The organism is Streptomyces sp. ALI-76-A, assembly GCF_030287445.1.
Classification (GTDB): domain Bacteria; phylum Actinomycetota; class Actinomycetes; order Streptomycetales; family Streptomycetaceae; genus Streptomyces.
Genome location: NZ_JASVWB010000002.1, coordinates 3478948 through 3501225, shown reverse-complemented (window position 1 = coordinate 3501225; position 22278 = coordinate 3478948). Strand labels below are relative to the sequence as shown.

At 72.3% G+C, this 22278-nt stretch carries 17 protein-coding genes and 1 pseudogene; 8 read left to right on the top strand and 10 right to left on the bottom strand.

What is annotated here, in order from left to right; genetic code table 11:
• Positions 1-94: 94 nt before the first annotated feature.
• The gene (locus QQS16_RS16585) at positions 95-484 is read left to right on the top strand and encodes a hypothetical protein (protein ID WP_286062505.1); all 390 of its coding nucleotides are present in this window, start codon (positions 95-97) and stop codon (positions 482-484) included.
• A gap of 108 nt (positions 485-592) precedes the next feature.
• A complete protein-coding gene (locus QQS16_RS16580; RefSeq protein WP_286062503.1) occupies positions 593-2035 on the top strand; it encodes a S28 family serine protease in 1443 nt (480 codons plus the stop codon).
• A 37-nt stretch (positions 2036-2072) separates the two neighbouring features.
• On the opposite strand, the gene QQS16_RS16575 is transcribed toward QQS16_RS16580, so the two are convergent.
• The 6 genes from QQS16_RS16575 to QQS16_RS16550 all read right to left on the bottom strand — a co-directional run bounded on the left by QQS16_RS16575 (position 2073) and on the right by QQS16_RS16550 (position 9692).
• The gene (locus QQS16_RS16575; RefSeq protein ID WP_286066349.1) at positions 2073-2711 is read right to left on the bottom strand and encodes a hypothetical protein; all 639 of its coding nucleotides are present in this window, start codon (positions 2709-2711) and stop codon (positions 2073-2075) included.
• A gap of 115 nt (positions 2712-2826) precedes the next feature.
• On the bottom strand, positions 2827-4671 hold the full coding sequence (locus QQS16_RS16570; RefSeq protein WP_286062501.1) for a glycoside hydrolase family 3 protein: 1845 nt from the start codon (positions 4669-4671) through the stop codon (positions 2827-2829).
• Positions 4672-5518: 847 nt separating this feature from the next.
• On the bottom strand, positions 5519-6319 hold the full coding sequence (locus tag QQS16_RS16565) for a sugar phosphate isomerase/epimerase family protein (RefSeq protein ID WP_286062499.1): 801 nt from the start codon (positions 6317-6319) through the stop codon (positions 5519-5521).
• A 96-nt stretch (positions 6320-6415) separates the two neighbouring features.
• The gene (locus QQS16_RS16560) at positions 6416-7348 is read right to left on the bottom strand and encodes a bifunctional helix-turn-helix transcriptional regulator/GNAT family N-acetyltransferase (RefSeq protein WP_286062497.1); all 933 of its coding nucleotides are present in this window, start codon (positions 7346-7348) and stop codon (positions 6416-6418) included.
• A 194-nt stretch (positions 7349-7542) separates the two neighbouring features.
• A complete protein-coding gene (locus QQS16_RS16555; RefSeq protein WP_286062495.1) occupies positions 7543-8139 on the bottom strand; it encodes a dihydrofolate reductase family protein in 597 nt (198 codons plus the stop codon).
• Positions 8140-8645: 506 nt separating this feature from the next.
• Positions 8646-9692 (bottom strand): LacI family DNA-binding transcriptional regulator, encoded by a 1047-nt coding sequence (locus QQS16_RS16550; RefSeq protein WP_286062493.1) that lies wholly within the window; start codon positions 9690-9692, stop codon positions 8646-8648.
• A gap of 369 nt (positions 9693-10061) precedes the next feature.
• Between QQS16_RS16550 and QQS16_RS16545 the strand changes: the two genes are divergently transcribed.
• From QQS16_RS16545 to QQS16_RS16535, 3 genes are read left to right on the top strand one after another with little or no spacing between them, the layout of a single operon-like run.
• On the top strand, positions 10062-11213 hold the full coding sequence (locus QQS16_RS16545) for a Gfo/Idh/MocA family protein (RefSeq protein WP_286062491.1): 1152 nt from the start codon (positions 10062-10064) through the stop codon (positions 11211-11213).
• Positions 11210-12364: a dihydrodipicolinate synthase family protein gene (locus tag QQS16_RS16540; RefSeq protein WP_286062490.1), complete on the top strand. Its 1155-nt coding sequence runs from the start codon at positions 11210-11212 to the stop codon at positions 12362-12364. The genes QQS16_RS16545 and QQS16_RS16540 overlap by 4 nt, the downstream gene beginning before the upstream one ends.
• Complete coding sequence (locus QQS16_RS16535; RefSeq protein WP_286062489.1) at positions 12361-13194, top strand: sugar phosphate isomerase/epimerase family protein; 834 nt, start codon at positions 12361-12363, stop codon at positions 13192-13194. The genes QQS16_RS16540 and QQS16_RS16535 overlap by 4 nt, the downstream gene beginning before the upstream one ends.
• A gap of 254 nt (positions 13195-13448) precedes the next feature.
• Here QQS16_RS16535 and QQS16_RS16530 read toward each other — a convergent pair.
• From QQS16_RS16530 to QQS16_RS16520, 3 genes and pseudogenes are all read right to left on the bottom strand, one after another.
• A pseudogene (locus QQS16_RS16530) lies at positions 13449-13820 on the bottom strand (RbsD/FucU domain-containing protein); the annotation flags it as partial.
• Complete coding sequence (locus QQS16_RS16525; RefSeq protein ID WP_286062488.1) at positions 13817-14773, bottom strand: ribokinase; 957 nt, start codon at positions 14771-14773, stop codon at positions 13817-13819. The gene QQS16_RS16525 and the pseudogene QQS16_RS16530, both read right to left, overlap by 4 nt.
• A gap of 193 nt (positions 14774-14966) precedes the next feature.
• Positions 14967-16013, bottom strand: coding sequence for a LacI family DNA-binding transcriptional regulator (locus QQS16_RS16520; protein ID WP_286062487.1), 1047 nt, complete (start codon positions 16011-16013; stop codon positions 14967-14969).
• A 251-nt stretch (positions 16014-16264) separates the two neighbouring features.
• Here QQS16_RS16520 and recD2 point away from each other — a divergent pair, with 251 nt between their 5' ends.
• The 3 genes from recD2 to QQS16_RS16505 all read left to right on the top strand — a co-directional run bounded on the left by recD2 (position 16265) and on the right by QQS16_RS16505 (position 21771).
• Complete coding sequence (gene recD2, locus QQS16_RS16515; protein ID WP_286062485.1) at positions 16265-18514, top strand: SF1B family DNA helicase RecD2; 2250 nt, start codon at positions 16265-16267, stop codon at positions 18512-18514.
• A gap of 255 nt (positions 18515-18769) precedes the next feature.
• Positions 18770-20059 carry a citrate synthase gene (locus QQS16_RS16510; RefSeq protein WP_286062484.1) on the top strand — a complete coding sequence of 430 codons (1290 nt, stop codon included), beginning with the start codon at positions 18770-18772 and terminating at the stop codon, positions 20057-20059.
• A 668-nt stretch (positions 20060-20727) separates the two neighbouring features.
• Positions 20728-21771: a zinc-dependent alcohol dehydrogenase family protein gene (locus QQS16_RS16505; RefSeq protein ID WP_286062482.1), complete on the top strand. Its 1044-nt coding sequence runs from the start codon at positions 20728-20730 to the stop codon at positions 21769-21771.
• Positions 21772-21831: 60 nt separating this feature from the next.
• Here QQS16_RS16505 and QQS16_RS16500 read toward each other — a convergent pair whose 3' ends face one another.
• Complete coding sequence (locus QQS16_RS16500; protein WP_286062481.1) at positions 21832-22032, bottom strand: helix-turn-helix transcriptional regulator; 201 nt, start codon at positions 22030-22032, stop codon at positions 21832-21834.
• Between the last annotated feature and the right edge of the window lie 246 nt (positions 22033-22278).

Here is a 22278-nt window from a genome sequence, read left to right as displayed (position 1 = left end):
GGGCCGCGAGTCCGCGTGACGGTCGCGCAACCGTCCGACACACGTGTCGCGTCCGTACACCTGTACGTCGGTCGGTGTGGCGGGAGGGACGACAGTGGACTGTGGTGCGATACGGCGGCGGCTCGCGCTCGGGATGGCCGTGCTGACCGCCTCCGGCCTGCTCGCGGTCGCCGCACCGGGCGAGGCGCAGGCCGCCGCCTCGTCCTGCGCCGGACGCAAGGTCAGGACCCTCACGTTCTCGACCGGTTCCGTGCAGGTCTACAAGCGGCGCGGCTGGGTCTGCGCGCTCACCCTGGCCAAGAACCCGGGCACCCGGCGCTACATGATGGTCAGCGTCCAGGCACGAGGTCTGCGCCCGGTGGACGACGAGGGGCTGTACAAGCGCCGCGCGGGGCCGGTGGAGACGCACGCCGGCCAGCGGCGCGTGCGGGTGAAGGGCGCGGTGGGCGGACGGTCCGTCGACTCCGGCTGGGTCCGCCTGTGACCGGTCCGCACAGAGGGTTTTCCCCATCGACCCGTCAGTTCCCCTGGTGCCGGGGCCACTTGCTCCGCTAGCTTCCGGCGCACATATGTACTTCACAGGGGAGGGTGCATGCGCAAGGCGCTCAGATGGCTGCTGACGCTCACGGTGCTCATAAGCACACTGGGCACGGCCGGAGCGGCCACCGCCGCCGAGCCGGAGGCCACCGGCACCACCGCGGCCACGGACATCAAGGACCAGCTCCTCTCCGTCCCGGGGATGAGCCTGATCGAGGAGAAGGCGTACCCCGGGTACCGCTTCTTCGTCCTGAACTACACCCAGCCGGTCGACCACCGGAAGCCGTCCCAGGGCACGTTCCAGCAGCGGATCACCGTGCTGCACAAGGACGTCTCGCGTCCGACGGTCTTCTACACCGGCGGCTACAACGTCTCCACGAACCCCGGACGCCGCGAACCCACCCAGATCGTGGACGGCAACCAGGTCTCCATGGAGTACCGCTTCTTCACCCCGTCCCGGCCGGCCCCGGCCGACTGGACCAAGCTGGACATCTGGCAGGCCGCCACTGACCAGCACCGCATCTTCAAGGCTCTGAAGAAGATCTACCCCAAGAAGTGGATCTCCACGGGCGGCTCCAAGGGCGGCATGACCGCCACCTACTACGAGCGCTTCCACCCCCGTGACATGGACGGCGTCGTCGCCTACGTCGCCCCCAACGACGTCGTGAACGACGAGGACTCGGCCTACGACCGCTTCTTCGCCACCGTCGGCACCAAGGAGTGCCGCGACCGGCTGAACGCGGTCCAGCGCGAGGCGCTGGTGCGCCGCGAGCCCCTGGAGAAGAAGTACGCGGCGTACGCGGCGGAGAACGGCCTCACCTTCGACACCGTCGGCAGCCTGGACCGGGCCTACGAGGCGGTCGTCCTCGACTACGTCTGGGGCTTCTGGCAGTACAGCCTGCTCTCCGACTGCGACTCGATCCCGGCGGACGCGAAGAACGCGACCGACGACGAGATCTGGACCTCGATCGACACCATCTCCGGGTTCTCGTTCTACGCGGACCAGGGGCTGTCGCCGTACACGCCGTACTACTACCAGGCGGGCACCCAGCTGGGCGCGCCGACGATCCGCTTCCCGCACATCGAGAAGCAGTACATCCGCTACGGCTACCAGCCGCCCCGCAACTTCGTCCCGCGCTCCATCCCGATGAGGTTCCAGCCGTTCGTCATGCGGGACGTGGACACCTGGGTGAAGCACAACGCCCGGCGGATGCTCTTCGTCTACGGCGAGAACGACCCCTGGGGCGCGGAGCCGTTCCGCCTGGGCAAGGGCGCGAAGGACTCGTACGTCTTCACCGCCCCCGGCCTCAACCACGGCGCGAACGTGGCCGGTCTGGTCCCCGGCCAGAAGGCGCTGGCCACGGCCAGGATCCTGGAGTGGGCCGGAGTGGCGCCCGCGTCCGTCCAGGCCGACCCGTCGGTGGCGAGACCGCTGGCGAGGTACGACGCCAAGCTGGACAAGCGTGACGTGGAGCGGGAGCCCGCCCTGCGGCCGTAATCCCGTCGCCGCGCCCGGCCGTCGACACCCCTCGGGGTCACACCGGCCGGGCGCAGCCCACCGGCTGTTCGCCGCCGAGCTGGACGTACAGGGCCGTCGACAACGGGCACTTCGCCCGGCTGTCGACGGCCTTCGTCACCTTGTACTGCGGCTTCTTCACGCCCGTGCCGTCGCACGCGGTCTCCCGCACCTGTCCGTCGCCCAGGCCGTAGACGCAGTCGCCGACGATGGTGCGGGGACCGCCCCCGCCGCCCGGGTCGCCGGGATGCGGCGGCGCCAGGTTGCGCATACAGGCGTAGCCGCGCGGCACGGCCCCGTCGCCGTCCTCGTCCGACGCCGGGCTCTGCTCGCTGATGTGCAGGACGAAGTCCGTGGTCGCCGGGCAGGGCGGACCGTCGCCCACCGCGCCGTCGTGCCGCGCCACCACCCGGGCCGCCGCCCGCTCGCTGGTGCAGGCGACCTCGGTGAAGCTGGTCGTTCCGAAGGAGCTGCACTCGTCGACCGCGAGGAACACCACGCCGTACCCGGAGGGCCGGGTCGGTGCCGCCGATGTCGAGCCCCCCAGCCGGCCGTCCTCCCCGCCGCCCGCCGAACCGGGTCCCTGGCAGCCCGCCAGCAGGGCGACGAGCAGCGCCGACAGGGCGCACACCGCCCGCACGGACCATCTCTGCCACATCGCCATCCCCCCGACACCCCCGCCCAGCGTGACCCGCCGGGACGGGGTCACGCCAGACACGCGGGGTGCTTTGCGCCTTTTGGGGGTGGTACGCCGATTGTGTGGCGTATGAGGTCTACGTCTGGTAAGACAGCCCGTGCCCGACCGGATACAGCACCTTCGCCGGATCATCCGCCCGCTGCACCGGCACCGGCAGCCTCCCGCGCGGGTCGACCCGTCCCGCGATCACCCGGGCCGCCGCCCGCAGTTCGACGTCGGTCCAGGAGTACGCCGCCAGACAGGCCGGCACGGACGGCAGCTGCGCCACGTCGTACGGGTTGCGCAGCGCCACCGCCACCACCGGCCTGCCCGTCGCCACCAGCTGCTCGACCAGCGTCTTCTGGGAACCGGCCGCCGTGACGTTGTACGTTCCCACCACCACCGCGTCCACCTCCCGCGCCGCCGCGACGGCCCGGGCGACGGTGGCGGCCGAGGGCGCCGTGCCGGTCGACAGGGCGGTGGCCGTGAAGCCCAGCTCGGTGAGCGCGCCCGCGAGGACGCCGGTGGGCGGCCCGGTCGTCCCCGACGGCGAGGCGGGATCCGCGCCGACGACGAGCAGCCGGGGGTGCCGGTGGCGGGAGAGCGGCAGCAGGTTCCCCTCGTTCACCAGCAGCGTGGTCGTCCGCCCGGCGATCCGGTCGGCCGCCGCCAGGTGCGCCGGGATGCCGACCGTGCGGGTGACCCCGCCCTGGCCGACGTACGGCTCCTCGAACAGCCGCAGCTTCGCCTTGAGCCGCAGGATCCGCAGCACCGACGCGTCGAGCCGCCGCTCGGTCAGCTCGCCGTCCCGCACGGCCTTCAGCACGGCGTTCCACGCGACGTCCAGGGAGGGCGGGTTGAGGAGCTGGTCCACGCCGGCCTTGAGCGCGAGCACGGGCACGCGGTCGTCGCCGTACTTGGTGCGGACGCCCTCCATGCCGAGGGAGTCGGTCACCACGACCCCGTCGTAGCCGAGTTCGCCGCGCAGGATGCCGGTGAGGATCGGGTGCGAGAGGGTGGCCGGGTCGCCGGAGTCGTCGAGGGCCGGGAACTGGATGTGCGCCGTCATGACCGAGTCGATGCCGGCCCGGATCGCCGCCCGGAAGGGAACGGCGTCCAGCTCCTCCCACTGCGCGCGGCTGTGGGTGATCACCGGGAAGCCGTAGTGGCTGTCCACGGCGGTGTCGCCGTGCCCGGGGAAGTGCTTGGCCGTCGCGGCGACCTTCGCCCCCTGGTACCCGGCGACCTCGGCGGCCACCAGGGCGGCCACCGCCTCCGGTTCGGAGCCGAAGGAGCGCACACCGATGACCGGGTTGGCCGGGTTGACGTTCACGTCGGCGACCGGGGAGTAGTTCTGCCGCACGCCCATCGCGCGCAGCTCCCGCCCGGCGATCCGGCCGAGGGCGCGGGCGTCGGACCGCGACCGGCCGGCGCCGAGGGCCATCGCGCCCGGGAACAGGGTGGCGGGCTCGCCGATCCGGCACACGGCGCCGTGTTCCTGGTCGGTGGAGATGAGCACGGGCAGGCCGCGCGGCCGCTCCAGGGACGCCTGCTGGATGCCGTTCGACAGGTCCGCGATCTGGTGTGGGTCGCGGGTGTTGTGCGCCCAGGTGAAGTAGATGATCCCGCCGACCCGGTACCGCGCGATCAGCTCGGCGGCCGTGCGGACACCCAGCTCCTTGAGGTTGGCGTCGATGTCTGCCTGGTCGGGGGCGGTGGCCGAGTGGCCGTACACCCGCGTCACGAAGAGCTGGCCGACCTTCTCCTCCAGGGACATGCGGGAGATCAGGGCGCGCAGCCGTCTGTCGTCGGAGGTGGCGGCGTACGCGGTCCCGCCGGCGGCCAGGGCGGCGGTGACGCCCGCGGCGGCGGTGGTGGCGAGGAGGGTCCGTCTGGACGGCTGTGCGGTGTTTCCCGTGCTTCCGGTGCCGGAGTCGCGCACGTGCGCTCCTTCCCTCTGAAGGAAACTTCCGAGGAGTCACGAATATCCGGGAAGTTTCTGCCAGTCAAGGGGATGCACGGTAACCGGCGGAGGGCCGCCATCGGCGCTGTTGGAGGGGGGCGCGCCGATGGCGGTGTGCTGCCGGCCGCGGTACGGCGGAGAGGGAGGGTCAGCGTTCGCAGCCAGCAGCGAGGCCGACACCGCACCACGGTGACTCTCCGACAGCTTGCGGCTTGGACGAGCGGGAGGGGGCCCGGGTTCCCGGCCGGGGCCCGATTCCCGGAAGTCGGGGAGCACGGGACGGGAGAGGCGGACGGGGCAGGCGGGCCGGCGCTCGGACGGTACGGGCCGCCGCTCGGACGGTCCGTCCAGGCCCTCCGGAACGGCCGCCGCAGGGCTCGGGGGCCGGCGCGTCGAGCATGCCGCCGCTCCTGACCCGCTCGTGCCCTCGCCGTCGTCCGCGCTCTGTCCTGGCCCTGTTCGCGGGTCCGGCCATACGCGTCCGCCGCCGGGGGAGTGCGGGCGGGGCGCGGCCCGGGGCGATGACGGCCTGCGGCGAGGCGTTCCACAGGGCGGCGGCGGACTCGAACCACGAGCTCCGGCTCCAGGCGGACCGCAGGGCACCGCCGCCGGACGACAGGCGGCGGTGCCCTGCGGTCGGGGGGCGTTCACAGGCTCCCGCTCCCCTCCGGCCGAAGCGAGGCGCTGCCCAGCCGGGTGGGACCGGGGCTCCGACGACCGGCGAGAAGCCCCTCCCGTGGTGCGTCGCGGCGGCCGCTCGCGCAGGGCGGGTGCCGGGACACGTCGAGGACGTGGACCGGCCGCCCCGGGTACGGTCGCCGAGGCGTCAGGCGGAGTCGTTGAGGAGCCGGGCGAGGTGTTCCCGGCCGGCCTCCAGCAGGTCGGGCAGCGGTGCCGCCGCCTCGTACCACCGCTTCTCGTACTCCCAGCACAGCCAGCCGTCCCAGCCGTGCCGGGACAGGACCTCCACGCACTCCGCCAGTGGCAGCACACCGGTGCCGAGTGCCACCGGGGTCGTGTCGTCGGCGGAGGCGATGTCCTTGACCTGCACGTAGCCGAGGAACGGGGACAGGGCCGCGTAGGTCTCCGAGGGCTGTTCGCCGCCCAGCCAGGTGTGCATGACGTCCCACAGCGCGCCCACCTGCCGGTGGCCGACCGGACCGAGGACACGGATCGCGTCGGCGCCGGTGCGGTGCGAGTCGTGGGTCTCCAGCAGGATGCGGACGCCGAGGTCGGCGGCGTACTCCGCGGCTGTGCCCAGCCGCCGCGCGGCGGTGGCGTCCGCCTCCTCCCGGCTCTGCTCCGTACCGCCGCCCGGGAACACCCGGACGTAGGGCGCGCCGAGGTCGCGGGCGAGGTCGAGGAGCCGGCGGACCTCCTCGATCACCGCCTCGTCGTCCCCGGGCGCGGCCACGCGGGCGTAGCCGGCCAGGCCCAGCAGCTCCACCCCCGCCGCCTTGAACTCGGCCGCCACGTCGGCGCGCCGGGTGAGGTCGAGGCCGGGGTGCACCGGCTCCTCCGGGTGGGCGCGCAGTTCCACGCCGTGGTAGCCGTACGTGCTCGCGAGCCGCAGCACGTCGGGGAGGGGGAGGCCGGGAACGCCGAGGGTGGAGAACGCCAGTTTCATGGTCCCTACTGTCACTCGCGGAGCTGCTCGGGTCCAGACGGGGCCGGTCCGTGCCGGTCCCGTCCGTCTCTCACCCGTGCCCTGCGGATCCGTCCGTCACTCCCCCGTGTCCTGGAGATCCAGCCGCCAGTCCTGCCCGGTGAGGTCGTGACCGAAGGAGCGGTGAGGTGTCTCGGCGGTCAGGACGAAACCGTGCCGCCGGTAGATCCGGCGGGCGCCGGCCAGGACGTCGTTGGTCCACAGGACGAGGTCGCGGTAGCCGACCTCGCGGGCGAAGTCGACGACGGCCCCCACGAGCCGGTCGCCGATGCCCAGACCCCGCGCGTCCGGCTCCACGAGGAGGAGCCGCAGGCGGGCGGTGGCGGGCGCCTCGTCCCGTACGCACATCACGCACCCCACCGGCCGGCCGTCCAGCTCGGCGATCCACACCCGCTCCAGATGCGGATCGTGGTCCTGCGCGAAGTCGGCGACGATCCTCGCCACCAGCCCTTCGTAGTCGGCGTTCCAGCCGTACTCGGCGGCGTACAGCGCGGCGTTGCGCTGCACGATCCAGCCGAGGTCGCCGGGGCCTGGTTCCCGCAGCAGGACGTCCTCGCGACGCGGCGGGCGGCCGTCGGACAGGATCTCGCGGACGGTCCGCAGCGCCTGCGTCAGCCGGGCCCGGCCGGGGGCGGGGACGGTGGCGAGCAGCGCGGCGACGGACTCGTCGGCCCGCTCGGCGAGCCGCGCGGCGGTCTCCCGGCCGCGCGGGGTGAGGGTGACGTGCCGCCGCCGGGGATCGCGGTGCGAGGTCGTGCGCTCGATCAGGCCGTCCTGCTCGAACCTGTTCAGGATCCGGCTCAGATAGCCCGCGTCCAGCGAGAGCTCGGCCCGCAGGTCGGCCGCGTCGGTACGAGGGGAGTGCGCGAGCTCGTACAGCACGCGGGACTCGGTGAGGGTGTAGGGGGCGTACAGGTGGCGGCTGTAGTCGAGGGCGCCGATGACATTCGTGTAGAAGCGGTTGAAGGCACGGATGTCCTGCACGGTCATGGTCGTCGCCCCCACGTCGTCCCGGGGAGTGATCCCCTCGGATCGTTGACTCAGTCAGAGATACTGCGGTTCGAGCGTAGGGCGAGCGGGCGACGCACGTCCAGGTCTGTGCGCGCCCGCCTTCGGTGGTGCGTCGGTGTGCGTCGGCGGTCTCGTCCGCGGCGCGTCGGTGACGCGTCCGAGGTGCGCCCTCCTCAGGCCTCGGCCGCCGTCCGGTACACGCACACCTGCGCCCCCGTCGGAGCGGTCGTCGTGGACACCAGCTCGAACGCCGTCCTGCTGCCGTCGTCCGGGAAGATCGACTTGCCGCCGCCGAGCACCACCGGCATCACGATGAGCCGCAGCTCGTCCACCAGGCCCTCGGCCAGCAGGGTGCGGGCGAGCGAGGAGCTGCCCATGACCACGAGGGTGCCGCCGTCGCTCTCGCGCAGTTCGCGCAGGTGGGCGACGGCCTCGTCACCGGCGATACGGGTGGTGTTGTGCCAGGTCAGCGAGTCGTCGGTGAGCGTGCGGGAGACGACGTACTTCGGCAGGGAGTTCATCCGGTCGGCGAACGGATCCCCGGCCTGCTCCGGCCACGCCCCCGCCATCGCCTGCCACGTCCGCCGCCCGAACAGCAGCGCGTCGGCCTCCCGCGCCGCCGCGTCGAAAGCGCCGCCGACGACCTCCGGGTCGAAGTAGGGGTGGGTCCAGCCGCCGTGCGCGAACCCGCCGTCGGTGTCCTCCTCCGCACCGCCGGGCGCCTGCACGACGCCGTCCAGGCTGATGAAGGCGGTGATGATGATGCGCATGGAACTCACTCCGGTCTCTCGTGTGCTCTGTGGTCGGTGTGACAGCGAGGTAGACGGCGGCCCGGGCCGAAACTCATCGCGAAGACCGCACGGCACGGCCACGAGAGCGGGATCCCGCCGGGCGGTGGCTCGTTCCTTGTCCGTGCACGGCGCGCTCGGCGACCCGGGCGCGGCGCCTCACCGCCGCCCGCGCGGACCAGACCGGATCGGCGTCCTCCACCGGCCGGGGGCACGTACGGGCACCGGTGAACCGTCGTACGCCGACCTGGCCCGAGGCCGGACCGAGCCCGGAGTCGGAGCCGACCCCAGGACCGAGTCGGAGGTCGGAGCCGACCCCAGGACCGAGTCGGAGGTCTGAGCCGATCCCAGGACCGAGCCCGAGGCCGGACCGAGCCCGGGGCCGGACCGAGCCCGAGGCCGGACCGAGCCCGGAGCCGATTCCCAGGACCGACCGCCGCCCCCTCACCGCCCCACACCCCCGCCCCAAAGCCCCTCAGCCCCGACCCTCAGCCCCGCGGCACCCCGGACGACCCCCGCACCATCAACTCTCCCCGGATCATGGTGATCCCGCCCGGCGGCGGCTCCTCGCGGCCCATCGCGATCCGTCCGGCCCGCGCCCCCGCCTCCGCGAGCGGCAGCCGTACCGTCGTCAGCGAGGGCACCGTGTCCACGCTGAACGGAAGGTCGTCGAACCCGGCCACCGAGACGTCCTCCGGGATCCGCCGCCCGGACTCGCGCAGCGCCGCGCACGCCCCGAGCGCGACGGAGTCGTTCGCGGCGACCACGGCCGTCAGCGACGGGTCCCGGCGCAGCAGTTCCAGCGTGGCCTCGTACCCCGAGCGCCGGTCGTACCGCCCGTGGACGGTCCAGCGGGGGTCCTCCGCGATGTCGTGGGCCGCGAGCGCCGCCCGGTGGCCCTCCAGCCGGTGCCGGGTCGTCGTCCGTTCCTCGGGTCCCGCGATGTACCCCAGCCGCCGGTGCCCGAGCCCGATCAGGTGCTCGGTCAGCTCCCGCCCGCCGCCACGGTTGTCGAAGGTCAGCGCGATGGCCCGGGTCTCCGGCGCCGGCGGCCGCCCGCACAGCACCACCCGCGTCCCCGCCTCCGCCAGCTTCCGCAGCTTCGCCGACATCGCCGCCGCGTGCGGTACGTCCTCCACGGCCCCGCCGGTCAGCACGACCGCCGCCGCCCGCTGCCGCTGCAACAGCGTGAGGTAGGTCAGCTCGCGCTCCGGGGAGCCCCCGGTGTTGCACACCACCGCGAGTCTCTCCCCGCCCGCCCGTCCGCCCGGCCCCCCGATCTCCGACTGGATCGCGCTCGCCATGATCCCGAAGAAGGGGTCGGCGATGTCGTTCACCAGGATCCCGACCAGGTCCGAGGTGGCCGCCGCCAGCGCGCTCGCCGGGCCGTTGAGGACGTAGTCCAGCTCGTCCACCGCCCGCAGGACCCGCTCGCGGGTCGAGGCGGCCACGGGGTAGTTCCCGTTCAGCACGCGCGACACCGTCGCGGGCGAGACCTGTGCGCGGGCCGCCACGTCCGCCAGGGTCACCGTCATCTCGTCGTCCTCCGGTCGCGCATCTCGTCGTACGTCCTCTCGGACGGGCCGCCGTCCCCGTGAGTGGGCCGCGGTCCTCGTCACCCGGCCGTGGTCCTGCCGGACCGGGCCGCCAACCGTGTGGACAGGCCGCCCACGGCCATGGTTCCGATGGTGTCGAGCAGACCCTAAAGCCCCGCCCCCCTGTTGTTCGCCACCTCGAACAACTCAACCCCGTCACGGTCTTGTCTGGACCGCCGCTCAGAGGCTAGCTTCTCATCAGATAGAAAGCGCTTGCTGTACCGCTCATCAGTAGAGGCGTACGCGGCGCGCACAACCGCGTACGAAACGCGCATGAACGCTGCGTACGACGCCTGCGAAGGGAATGACGTGACACGCAAGACGGTGCGTATCGCCATGAACGGCGTGACCGGTCGCATGGGCTATCGCCAGCACCTGGTCCGCTCCATCCTGGCCCTCCGCGAACAGGGTGGCCTCGACCTCGGCGACGGCACCGTGCTGTGGCCGGAGCCGATCCTGCTCGGCCGCCGCGAGCACGCCCTGCGGGCGCTCGCCGAGCAGCACGGTCTGGAGCACGTCTCGACGGACGTGGACGCGGTCCTCGCCGACCCGACCGTCGACATCTACTTCGACGCCCAGGTCACCTCCGCCCGCGAGGAGGCGCTCAGGAAGGCCATCGCCGCGGGCAAGCACATCTACACCGAGAAGCCGACGGCCACCGGTCTCGACGGGGCCCTGGAGCTGGCCCGGCTGGCCGCCGGCGCCGGCATCAAGCACGGTGTCGTCCAGGACAAGCTCTTCCTCCCGGGCCTGCTCAAGCTCAAGCGCCTCATCGACGGCGGCTTCTTCGGCCGGATCCTGTCGGTCCGCGGCGAGTTCGGCTACTGGGTCTTCGAGGGCGACTGGCAGGCCGCCCAGCGCCCCTCCTGGAACTACCGCGCGGAGGACGGCGGCGGCATCGTCGTCGACATGTTCCCGCACTGGGAGTACGTGCTCCACGAGCTGTTCGGCCGGGTGAAGACCGTCCAGGCCATCGCCACCACCCACATCCCGCAGCGCTGGGACGAGAACGGCAAGCCCTACGACGCCACCGCCGACGACGCCGCCTACGGCGTCTTCGAGCTCGACGGCGGCGCCATCGCCCAGATCAACTCCTCCTGGGCCGTCCGCGTCAACCGCGACGAGCTGGTGGAGTTCCAGGTCGACGGCACCGAGGGCTCGGCCGTCGCCGGTCTGCGCAACTGCCGTGTCCAGCACCGCAGTTCGACGCCCAAGCCGGTGTGGAACCCCGACATCCCCGCCACCGAGGTGTTCCGCGACCAGTGGCAGGAGGTCCCCGACAACGCCGACTTCGACAACGGCTTCAAGGCCCAGTGGGAGCTGTTCCTGCGGCACGTCTACGCCGACGCCCCCTACCACTGGGACCTGCTGGCCGGCGCCCGCGGCGTCCAGCTCGCCGAACTGGGCCTGAGGTCGTCGGCCGAGGGCCGCCGTCTCGACGTACCGGAGATCGCCCTGTGACCATCAACCTGCCCGGCACCGACGGCGGCCTGCGGGCGTACGAACCCCGCCGGGAACCCCTCGCCGTCACCCCCGGCGCCCCCTTCACCTCCCGTACGGTCTTCTCGGCGGCCCACGTGGTGGCCGACCCGTACGCGGACGTCTCGCCCGACGCGCCCGCCGCCGTCGACTGGGACGCCACCCTCGCCTTCCGCCGCCACCTGTGGTCCCACGGGCTCGGCGTCGCCGAGGCCATGGACACCGCCCAGCGCGGCATGGGCCTGGACTGGGCGGGCGCGGCCGAGCTGATCCGCCGCAGCGCCGCCGAGGCGCGGTCCGTCGGCGGCCTCATCGCCTGCGGTGTCGGCACCGACCAGCTCACCGGCCCGGCCACCCTCGACCAGGTCCGCGCGGCCTACGAGGAGCAGCTCGCGGTGGTCGAGGAGGCGGGCGCCCAGGCGATCCTGATGGCGTCCCGCGCCCTGGCCGCGGCGGCCACGGGCCCCGAGGACTACCTGGAGGTCTACGGCCACCTCCTGCGGCAGTCCGCCGAGCCGGTGGTCCTGCACTGGCTGGGCCCGATGTTCGACCCGGCGCTGGAGGGCTACTGGGGCTCGTCCGACCTGGACGCGGCCACCGACACCTTCCTGGAGGTCATCGCCGCGCACCCCGACAAGGTCGACGGCATCAAGGTCTCCCTGCTGGACGCCCAGCGCGAGATCGACCTCAGGCGCAGGCTCCCGAAGGGCGTCCGCTGCTACACCGGCGACGACTTCAACTACCCCGAGCTGATCGCGGGCGACGAGCGCGGCTTCAGCCACGCGCTGCTCGGCGTCTTCGACCCGCTGGGACCCCTGGCGGCCCAGGCGGTCCGGGTCCTGGACACGGGCGACGTCACGGGCTTCCGGGAGCTGCTGGACCCGACCGTCGCGCTCTCCCGCCACCTCTTCCAGCCCCCCACCCGCTTCTACAAGACGGGCGTGGTCCTCCTGGCCTGGCTGGCCGGCCACCAGTCGCACTTCACGATGGTCGGCGGCCTCCAGTCGGCCCGTTCCCTCCCGCACTTCGTGAGGGCGTACGAACTGGCCGACGGTCTGGGCCTGTTCCCGGACCCCAAGCTGGCCGAGGAGCGGATGCGGACCCTGCTGAGCCTGTACGGAGTGCCCCAGTGACCGACCTCGCGCGTTTCTCCGTCAACCAGATGACGGTCAAGCAGCTGTCGCTGCCGGAACTGGCCGACGCCTGCGGCCGGCTGGGCGTCACGAACGTGGGCCTGTGGCGCGAGCCGGTCCAGGCGTACGGCGTGGAGGCGACGGCGAAGCTGGTCCGGGACGCGGGCCTGACGGTGACGACGCTGTGCCGGGGCGGCTTCCTCACGGCGATCGACCCGGACGAGCGTGCCCGCGCCCTGGACGACAACCGCCGCGCGGTCGACGAGGCCGCCACCCTCGGCACCGACGTGCTGGTCCTGGTCTCCGGCGGCCTGCCGGCGGGCTCGAAGGACCTGCACGGCGCGCGGGAGCGGATCGCGGACGCCCTCGCCGAACTCGGCCCGTACACGGAGCGGCACGGCGTGAAGCTGGCCATCGAGCCGCTGCACCCCATGTTCGCCTCCGACCGTTGCGTCGTCTCCACCCTCACCCAGGCGCTCGACCTCGCGGAACGCTTTCCCGCGCACCAGGTCGGCGTCACGGTGGACACGTACCACATCTGGTGGGACGACCAGGCCCCGGCCCAGATCGCCCGGGCCGGCGCGGGCGCCCGCATCCACACCTTCCAGCTCGCCGACTGGACCACCCCCCTCCCGGAGGGCGTCCTCAACGGCCGCGGCCAGATCGGCGACGGCGCGATCGACATGCGCGAGTGGCAGGGGTACGTGGAGGCGGCCGGCTACACCGGACCGATCGAGGTGGAGCTGTTCAACGAGGCGCTGTGGGCGCGGGACGGCGGCGAGGTGCTCGCCGAGACCGCGGCGCGATTCGTGGAGCACGTGACCACGTGACCACGTGAGGGGCAGGGGAGGGGAGTCGCGAAGGGCCGGAAAAAACTTCGAGGTTCCGTACAACCCTCCCCCCACCTCGCGGGTCATACGTGGCATCAGGACTTCTCGGAGGGGGATCTGGGGGGATCACGGGGGTTCTGACGGGGAGGGAAAACCCGAGGGGGCCCGGTCTGAGACCGGACCCCCTCGAAGTTTTCCGCCGCCTGACGCACCCGGGCCGGACGCTCCCGGCCGGGCTCCCGAGGGCGGGCCCGGAAGACCCCGCACCTCGGCAGCACGTTCGCGTACGGCCGGACCTCCCCGGTGCGGACAACCAGCCGCGCGCCCGCCGACAGCTCCTCGAGCCTCTCGTGCGGCACCAGGGCCGGCTCGGGAAAGTGCCCGGCCAGCAGCGCCGACGCGGCCGGATCGGCGCCCCGCACCTCCGTCGGCGCCGTCGCACCCTCCACCACCAGCTCGTCCAGCACGTCGGCGAACGGCGGCACCCCGGCCCGGTAGGCCAGGTCCACGCCCCGGGGACCGCCGGGTATCGGCAAGCCGGTCTCGCACACCAGCGCCCCGTCCCCGTCTCCCGGCTCGGCCGGCGTGCCGGCGAGATGCCGGATCGGGATTCCGGCCCTCTTCACCGGGACCCGCCCGGTACGGCCGTCCCCGGCGCGTCGCCCGGGCCGGGCCGGCCCAGCGCCTCGACCTCCGCCGCCGTCGGGAAGGAGTCCTGCGCGCCCTCCCGCGTCACCGCCGCCGCCCCGACCCGGGACGCGTACGCCGCCGCCTCCGCGAGCGAGGATCCCGCCCCCAGCCGCCACGCGAGCGCCGCGGTGAACGCGTCCCCCGCGCCCGTCGTGTCCACGGCGGCCACCGTCACCGACGGCACCCGGACCACCCCCTCCTCCGACGCCACCAGCGCCCCTTCCGCGCCCAGCGTCACCACCACCGATCGCGGCCCCTTCGCCAGCAGCAGCCGGGCCCAGTCCTCCGGTACCCCGCCACCACCGCCCTCCCCGAGGATCACCCTCGCCTCGTGCTCGTTGACGATCAGCGGGTCGCAGGCCGCCAGCACCTCCGGCGGCAGGGACCGCGGCGGGGACGGGTTCAGGACGAAGCGGCTGCCCGGTGCCAGGCCCCGTACGACCTCCACGACCGTCTCCAGCGGGATCTCCAGCTGCGTCGACACCACCCGGGAGGCACGCAGGAGGTCCCCGGCCGTCCGCACGTCCTCGGGCGTCAGCCGCCCGTTGGCGCCCGGCGAGACGACGATGCTGTTGTCCCCGGACGGGTCGACCGTGATCAGCGCGACCCCGGTCGGCGCCCCGCCCACCCGCACGCCCCCCGTGTCGACCCCGGCCGCCCCCTGCGCGTCGAGCAGCAGCCGGCCGTGGGCGTCGTCACCGACCCGGGCCAGCAGGGCCGTCCGCGCCCCGAGCCGGGCGGCGGCGACCGCCTGGTTCGCGCCCTTGCCGCCCGGATGGACGGCCAGGTCCGAGCCGAGCACCGTCTCACCGGCCCCCGGCCGCCGCTCGACACCGATCACCAGGTCGGCGTTGGCCGACCCCACGACCAGCAGGTCGTAGTCGTACATGCAGTCGCTCCCCTTGTCCGTGACGTGTCGTCCGTGACGTGTTGTCGTGAGGTGGGGTGGGCGGCCGTCACCCAGGGGTACGGCCGCCCGGCCGCTCGCCGGTGTCAGCCGCTGAAGCCGGCCACGTTCTCCTGGTGCCCTTCACCGGCACCTTGACGACGCCCTCGACGCGAGGCAACTCGTTCCGCGTCGCTCACGACTGGCTCCCTCGTACGGGGGAGCGCGCAGCGGGGGGCGGCTCCGGCGGAGCCGGTTCGCCGCAGGAGCGGCGGACGACGAGACGGGCGGGGAGGATGACGGACTCGGGGGGCCGTCCCTCGATGCGGTCGACGAGCGCGCGTACGGCGGCGCGTCCCAGTTCGCCGGTGGGCTGGGCGATCGCGGTGATCGGCGGATCGGTGTGCACGAACCAGCGGATGTCGTCGAACGCGGCCAGCGCGATGTCGTCCGGCACGCGCAGCCCGCGCGCGCGGATCGCGTCCAGTGCGCCCAGCGCCATCAGGTTGTCGGCGGCGAAGACCACCTCGGGCGGCTCGGGCAGGGCGAGGAACCCCTCGGTCACCCGCCGTCCGCTGTCGGCCTGGAAGTCGCCCTGGCCGGTGTAGACGTCGGGCAGCCCGAGACCATGGGCACGCAGCGCCTCCCCGAAGGCCGTCACCCGCTCCTGGCCCGTGGTGGTCGCCGCCGGGCCGGCGATGATCGCCAGCCGCCGGTGCCCGAGGCCGTGCAGATGGGCGACCAGCTCCCGCACGGCCGCCAGCCCGTCCGCCCGGACGACCGGCACGTCCACGCCCGGGATCCAGCGGTCCACGAAGACCATGGGCGTCCCCGCGCGCGCGGCGTCGAGGATCAGCGGCGACCCGCCGTCGGTCGGGGAGACGAGCAGGCCGTCGATACGGCGGTCCAGCAGGGTCCGTACGTGGTGGTCCTGGAGGTCCGGCCGCTCGTCGGCGTTGCCGATGATCACGCTGTAGCCCAGTGCGCGGGCCTCCTCCTCGACGGAGCGGGCCAGTTCCGTGAAGTACGGGTTCAGCACGTCGCTGATGACCAGGCCGAGGGTGTGCGTCTGGTCGGTCCGCAGCGACCGGGCGACGGCGTTCGGGCGGTAGCCCAGCGCCTCCACGGCGGCCCGTACGCGCACGCGGGCGTCCGGGCTGACCGAGGGGTGGTCGTTCAGGACGCGTGACACCGTGGCGACGGACACCCCCGCCTCGGCGGCGACGTCCTTGATGCTCGCCATCGCGCTCCACCTCCTTGTGTAACCCGTTCGACCCGCGGAACGCCTGGAATCGATTACATCGCTGTACGCAGGAGGATTGGAATCGATTACACACGCGGACACAAGACCCCGAGACCGGATCGTGATGTCACGGGCCGGCCCGGGGCGGGCCGGCCGGGATGCTCACGGCCACCTGGCCGCCCAGGCGGGGTGACCGGGCGGTTCCTCCCCAGGGCGCCCCCGCTGTCGGACCTCGGCGGTACCGTCGGATCATGGCTCAAGAAACGGGGAGCGGGGAGCGGCGGCTCGCCGTGCTCGAAGGTGTCCTGGAGCGCATCACGTACGCCAACGAGGACAACGGCTACACGGTCGCCCGGGTCGACACCGGCCGCGGTGCCGGAGACCTGCTGACGGTCGTCGGCGCGCTGCTCGGCGCCCAGGTCGGCGAGTCCCTGCGGATGGAGGGCCGTTGGGGCTCGCACCCCCAGTACGGCAAGCAGTTCACCGTCGAGAACTACACGACCCTGCTTCCCGCCACCGTCCAGGGCATCCGCCGCTACCTGGGCTCCGGCCTGGTCAAGGGCATCGGCCCGGTCTTCGCCGACCGCATCACCCAGCACTTCGGCCTGGACACCCTGAAGATCATCGAGGAGGAGCCCAAGCGTCTCGTCGAGGTGCCCGGCCTGGGCCCCAAGCGCACCAGGAAGATCGCCGACGCCTGGGAGGAGCAGAAGGCGATCAAGGAGGTCATGCTCTTCCTCCAGACCGTCGAGGTGTCCACGTCGATCGCGGTCCGCATCTACAAGAAGTACGGCGACGCCTCGATCTCGGTCGTGAAGAACCAGCCCTACCGGCTGGCCTCCGACGTCTGGGGCATCGGCTTCCTCACCGCCGACAAGATCGCCCAGTCCGTCGGCATCCCGCACGACAGCCCGGAGCGCGTCAAGGCGGGCCTCCAGTACGCCCTGTCGCAGTCCACCGACCAAGGGCACTGCTACCTCCCCGAGGAACGGCTGATCGCGGACGCGGTCAAGCTCCTCCAGGTCGACACCGGCCTGGTCATCGAATGCCTCGCGGAACTCGCGGCACCCCCCGGGGAGGGGGAGGAGCCGGGCGTCGTACGGGAGAAGGTGCCGGGGCCCGACGGCGGCGCGGAGCCCGTCACCGCGGTCTACCTCGTCCCCTTCCACCGGGCCGAACTCTCCCTCGCCGCCCAGTTGTCGCGCCTCCTGCGTACGGACGCGGACCGGATGCCCGCCTTCCGGGACGTGGCCTGGGACAAGGCGCTGGCCTGGCTCGCCACGCGCACCGGGACCGACCTCGCCCCCGAGCAGGAGGCAGCCGTCCGGCTCGCCCTCACCGAGAAGGTCGCCGTCCTCACCGGCGGCCCGGGCTGCGGCAAGTCCTTCACCGTGCGCTCGATCGTGGAGCTGGCCCGCGCGAAGAAGGCGAAGGTCGTGCTCGCCGCCCCGACCGGCCGCGCCGCCAAGCGCCTGGCCGAGCTCACCGGCGCCGAGGCGTCCACCGTCCACCGCCTGCTGGAGCTGAAGCCCGGCGGCGACGCGGCCTACGACAAGGACCGCCCCCTCGACGCCGACCTGGTGGTCGTGGACGAGGCGTCCATGCTGGACCTGTTGCTCGCCAACAAACTGGTCAAGGCGGTCCCCCCGGGAGCCCACCTGCTCTTCGTCGGGGACGTGGACCAGCTCCCCAGCGTCGGCGCCGGCGAGGTGCTCCGCGATCTGCTCGCCGACGGCAGCCCGATCCCGGCCGTGCGCCTCACCCGGGTGTTCCGGCAGGCCCAGCAGTCGGGCGTGGTGACGAACGCGCACCGGATCAACTCCGGGCAGCACCCGCTCACCGACGGCATGAAGGACTTCTTCCTCTTCGTCGAGGACGACACGGAGGAGGTCGGCCGGCTCGTCGTGGACGTGGCGGCACGGCGGATCCCGGCCAAGTTCGGCCTCGACCCGCGCCGGGACGTGCAGGTGCTGGCGCCCATGCACCGGGGCCCCGCGGGAGCGGGCACCCTCAACGGCCTGCTCCAGCAGGCCGTCACCCCCGGCCGCCCCGAGCTGCCCGAGAAGCGGTTCGGCGGCCGGGTCTTCCGCGTCGGCGACAAGGTCACCCAGATCCGCAACAATTACGAGAAGGGCACCAACGGTGTCTTCAACGGCACCGTGGGCGTGGTCACCTCGCTCGACCCGGTCGACCAGCGCCTGACGGTGCTGACGGACGAGGACGAGGAGGTCGCGTACGAGTTCGACGAACTGGACGAACTGGCCCACGCGTACGCGGTGACCATCCACCGTTCCCAGGGCAGTGAGTACCCGGCCGTGGTGATCCCGGTGACCACCAGCGCCTGGATGATGCTCCAGCGGAACCTGCTGTATACGGCGGTCACCCGGGCGAAGAAGCTGGTCGTCCTCGTCGGTTCGCGCAAGGCGATCGGCCAGGCGGTGCGCACGGTGTCCGCGGGGCGGCGCTGCACGGCGCTGGACTTCCGGCTCTCGGGCCGGTGACCCGACGGCTACGGGCCCGTTTCAAGGGCTTCCAGGGGGCTGTTGCGTAAAAAATGATCGATCAAATGAGTCACATGGGTCACACAGCACTTCCGGAAGGGGTGGCGGAGGGGCAGGATGAGCGAGTTGGCGGCACTGAGTGCCGCAGGCAAGCCCAATGGTCGACCCCGAGTGCACTCTCCTGCGCCAAATGGGGGATGGTAGAGACAGTCAGGGCAACCTCGAAGAAGAGGCACAACGTCGGTGAGGGATGACGTGAGCGACAACTCTGTAGTACTGCGGTACGGCGACGGCGAGTACACCTACCCGGTGGTCGACAGCACCGTCGGTGACAAGGGCTTCGACATCGGGAAGCTCCGCGCCCAGACCGGCCTGGTGACTCTGGACAGCGGCTACGGGAACACCGCCGCGTACAAATCCGCCATCACCTATCTCGACGGCGAGGCGGGCATTCTCCGCTACCGCGGTTACCCGATCGAGCAGCTGGCCGAGCGTTCCACCTTCCTGGAGGTCGCCTACCTGCTGATCAACGGCGAGCTGCCGACCGTCGACGAGCTCACCGTGTTCCGGAACGACATCACGCAGCACACCCTGCTGCACGAGGACGTCAAGAACTTCTACCGGGGCTTCCCGCGCGACGCGCACCCGATGGCCATGCTGTCGTCGGTCGTCTCGGCGCTGTCCACCTTCTACCAGGACAGCCACAACCCGTTCGACGAGAAGCAGCGCAACCTCTCCACGATCCGGCTGCTCGCCAAGCTCCCGACGATCGCGGCGTACGCGTACAAGAAGTCGATCGGTCACCCGTTCGTCTACCCGCGCAACGACCTGGGCTACGTCGAGAACTTCCTCCGCATGACCTTCTCGGTCCCCGCGCAGGAGTACGACCTCGACCCGACCGTCGTCGCCGCCCTGGACAAGCTGCTCATCCTGCACGCGGACCACGAGCAGAACTGTTCGACCTCCACGGTGCGCCTGGTGGGCTCCTCGCAGGCGAACATGTTCGCCTCGATCTCCGCCGGCATCAACGCCCTGTGGGGCCCGCTGCACGGCGGCGCCAACCAGTCCGTCCTGGAGATGCTGGAAGGCATCCGCGACTCCGGCGGCGATGTCGACTCCTTCATCCGCAAGGTGAAGAACAAGGAGGACGGCGTCCGCCTGATGGGCTTCGGGCACCGGGTCTACAAGAACTTCGACCCGCGCGCCAAGATCATCAAGGCCGCCGCGCACGACGTGCTGTCCGCCCTCGGCAAGTCCGACGAGCTGCTGGACATCGCGCTCAAGCTGGAGGAGCACGCGCTCTCCGACGACTACTTCGTCTCGCGCAGCCTCTACCCGAACGTCGACTTCTACACCGGCCTGATCTACCGGGCCATGGGCTTCCCGACCGAGATGTTCACGGTCCTGTTCGCCCTCGGCCGGCTGCCGGGCTGGATCGCCCAGTGGCACGAGATGATCAAGGAGCCGGGATCCCGCATCGGCCGCCCGCGCCAGATCTACACGGGCGTCGTCGAGCGCGACTTCGTCCCGGTCGAGGAGCGCTGAACGCCGTAGCGGTGTAGGCGATAAGAAAAGGCGCCCTGGCGCCGGTCCCCCCACGGGCCGGCGTCCAGGGCGCCTTCCCATGTCCCGGTGCGGATTCCCCCCACGGGATCCGGCCGGGCGTCTGTGAGAAAACAGCGCCTGAATCGCTGTTGTGCGGTACTGCTGGGTGCTGCCGTTGAGCAGAACGAGCAAAACCGCTCGTACTACTCCGTGTGCGGCCTGCCGGGACAGCGCACGCTGGGAGGGCCGCTCAAAGCTCCCCGGTGTACGTGCCCCGGCAACGCAGCTCCGAGGACGTCCCCCAAGACATCCTCAGACGTCAGGAAAACGCCCCCCAAGACGCTGCCTGACATCGTCAACTTAGACCTTCGAACCCCTTCGATGGTTACGTTCGCGTCACTGTGATCTGCGTCTCTTGCATATGTCCGTTAGGTGCGTAAGAGCCCGGATACGGCGAGCGAGACCCAAGCGTAAGGAAGATGCGCGTGCCTTGTGAAGAGCTTATGTGAGGCTGGCGCAGGACTCCAGAGGGACCCTGGTCCGTACTTCGGTGGACACGGGGAGAACGCGGGCGGGCCCCGGACCGGGGAGGCTGGGCTGCCCGGCTCGGCGGTCAGGGCATAGCGTTCCGCCGGACGGAGTGATCTGCCGGAAGGCGAGGGCGGTCCATGCGGGCTGTGGTGTTCGAGCGGTACGGGGAGCCGGCCGAGGTGCGGGAGGTGGCGGACCCGGTGCCCGCGGAGCACGGGGCCGTGGTGCGCGTCGGGGCCACCGGGCTGTGCCGCAGTGACTGGCACGGCTGGCAGGGACACGACCCGGACATCACGCTGCCGCACGTGCCGGGGCACGAACTGGCCGGTGTCGTCGAGGAGGTGGGCGCCCGGGTGACCGGGTGGCGCCCCGGCGACCGGGTCACCGTCCCGTTCGTCTGCGCCTGCGGAACCTGCCCCTCCTGCGCGGCGGGCGACCAGCAGGTGTGCGAGCGGCAGACCCAGCCCGGCTTCACCCACTGGGGCTCCTTCGCCCAGTACGTGGCGCTGGACCACGCCGACGTGAACCTGATCGCCCTCCCCGACGACCTGTCCTTCGCCACCGCGGCCTCGCTCGGCTGCCGGTTCGCCACGGCGTTCCGTGCGGTGGTGCGGCAGGGACGGGTGGCGGCGGGGGAGTGGGTCGCGGTGCACGGCTGCGGAGGCGTCGGCCTGTCCGCGGTGATGATCGCGGCGGCGTCGGGCGCCCGGGTGGTGGCCGTGGACGTGTCGCCGCACGCCCTGGAGCTGGCGCGGACGTTCGGCGCGGTGGAGTGCGTGGACGCCTCCCGCACCGGGGACACCGCGCGGGCCGTCCTCGACCTGACCGGCGGCGGCGCCCACCTCTCCCTGGACGCCCTCGGCTCGCCCGCCACCTGCGCCGCCTCCGTGAACGGCCTGCGCCGCAGGGGCCGCCACGTCCAGGTGGGCCTGCTGCCCTCCCCGGACGGCACCACGCCGGTCCCGCTGGCCCGCGCCGTCGCCCTGGAACTCGAACTCCTGGGCAGCCACGGCATGGCCGCCCACGCCTACCCGCCGATGCTGGACCTGGTCCGGGCCGGTCTGCTCCGCCCCGACCTCCTCGTCACGTCCACGATCACCCTGGACGCGGCACCGGCCGCGCTGGCGGCGATGGGCACGGCCCCGGGGTCGGGCGTCACGGTCATCGAGCCGTGGACCTGACGGGGCCGTGAACCGTGTCTGCCCCGCGCGGAGGCGGGACACGTGCTCCCTTCCCAGGGGTCAGGTCTCTCTGCGGCCCCGGTTGCCCGGCCGGGACGCCACCCATGCCCGGACGGTGTCGGCGTACCAGAAGGGCTTGCCGCCCTCGACGTGGTCGGGCGGTGGCAGCAGTCCGTGCTTGCGGTAGGAGCGCACGGTGTCCGGCTGCACCCGGATGTGTGCCGCGATCTCCTTGTAGGACCAGAGCCTTCGGTCGGTCATGACATGCACCTCCCCGCGCGTGCCGCGGCGGCGGCCGGAGGCGGCCGTCGGGGGGACCGGGCACTGCGCTGGTGATCACCAAGCCTGTGCCCGGTGAACGACGCCGAGTGAAGGCGGGGCAGGGCCTGTGTGCCGGGTGTGACGGAAGACCCGCGTACACGGGACATGTGTGACACGAGGGGGGCGTTTGTGACACGAGTGCCGCAAAGGCGTACGCCGGTCCAAGGGCGCGGCGTGTTGACTCGG

Bases quoted from the DNA above. Each gene is read 5' to 3' on its own strand.
- QQS16_RS16560 (WP_286062497.1), bottom strand. From the start codon at position 7,348: ATGACCGTGCAGGACATCCGTGCCTTCAACCGCTTCTACACGAATGTC.
- QQS16_RS16525 (WP_286062488.1), bottom strand. From the start codon at position 14,773: ATGTACGACTACGACCTGCTGGTCGTGGGGTCGGCCAACGCCGACCTG.
- QQS16_RS16500 (WP_286062481.1), bottom strand. From the start codon at position 22,032: ATGACCGACCGAAGGCTCTGGTCCTACAAGGAGATCGCGGCACACATC.
- QQS16_RS16565 (WP_286062499.1), bottom strand. From the start codon at position 6,319: ATGAAACTGGCGTTCTCCACCCTCGGCGTTCCCGGCCTCCCCCTCCCC.
- QQS16_RS16580 (WP_286062503.1), top strand. From the start codon at position 593: ATGCGCAAGGCGCTCAGATGGCTGCTGACGCTCACGGTGCTCATAAGC.
- QQS16_RS16520 (WP_286062487.1), bottom strand. From the start codon at position 16,013: ATGGCGAGCATCAAGGACGTCGCCGCCGAGGCGGGGGTGTCCGTCGCC.
- recD2 (WP_286062485.1), top strand. From the start codon at position 16,265: ATGGCTCAAGAAACGGGGAGCGGGGAGCGGCGGCTCGCCGTGCTCGAA.
- QQS16_RS16505 (WP_286062482.1), top strand. From the start codon at position 20,728: ATGCGGGCTGTGGTGTTCGAGCGGTACGGGGAGCCGGCCGAGGTGCGG.
- QQS16_RS16555 (WP_286062495.1), bottom strand. From the start codon at position 8,139: ATGCGCATCATCATCACCGCCTTCATCAGCCTGGACGGCGTCGTGCAG.
- QQS16_RS16550 (WP_286062493.1), bottom strand. From the start codon at position 9,692: ATGACGGTGACCCTGGCGGACGTGGCGGCCCGCGCACAGGTCTCGCCC.
- QQS16_RS16575 (WP_286066349.1), bottom strand. From the start codon at position 2,711: ATGTGGCAGAGATGGTCCGTGCGGGCGGTGTGCGCCCTGTCGGCGCTG.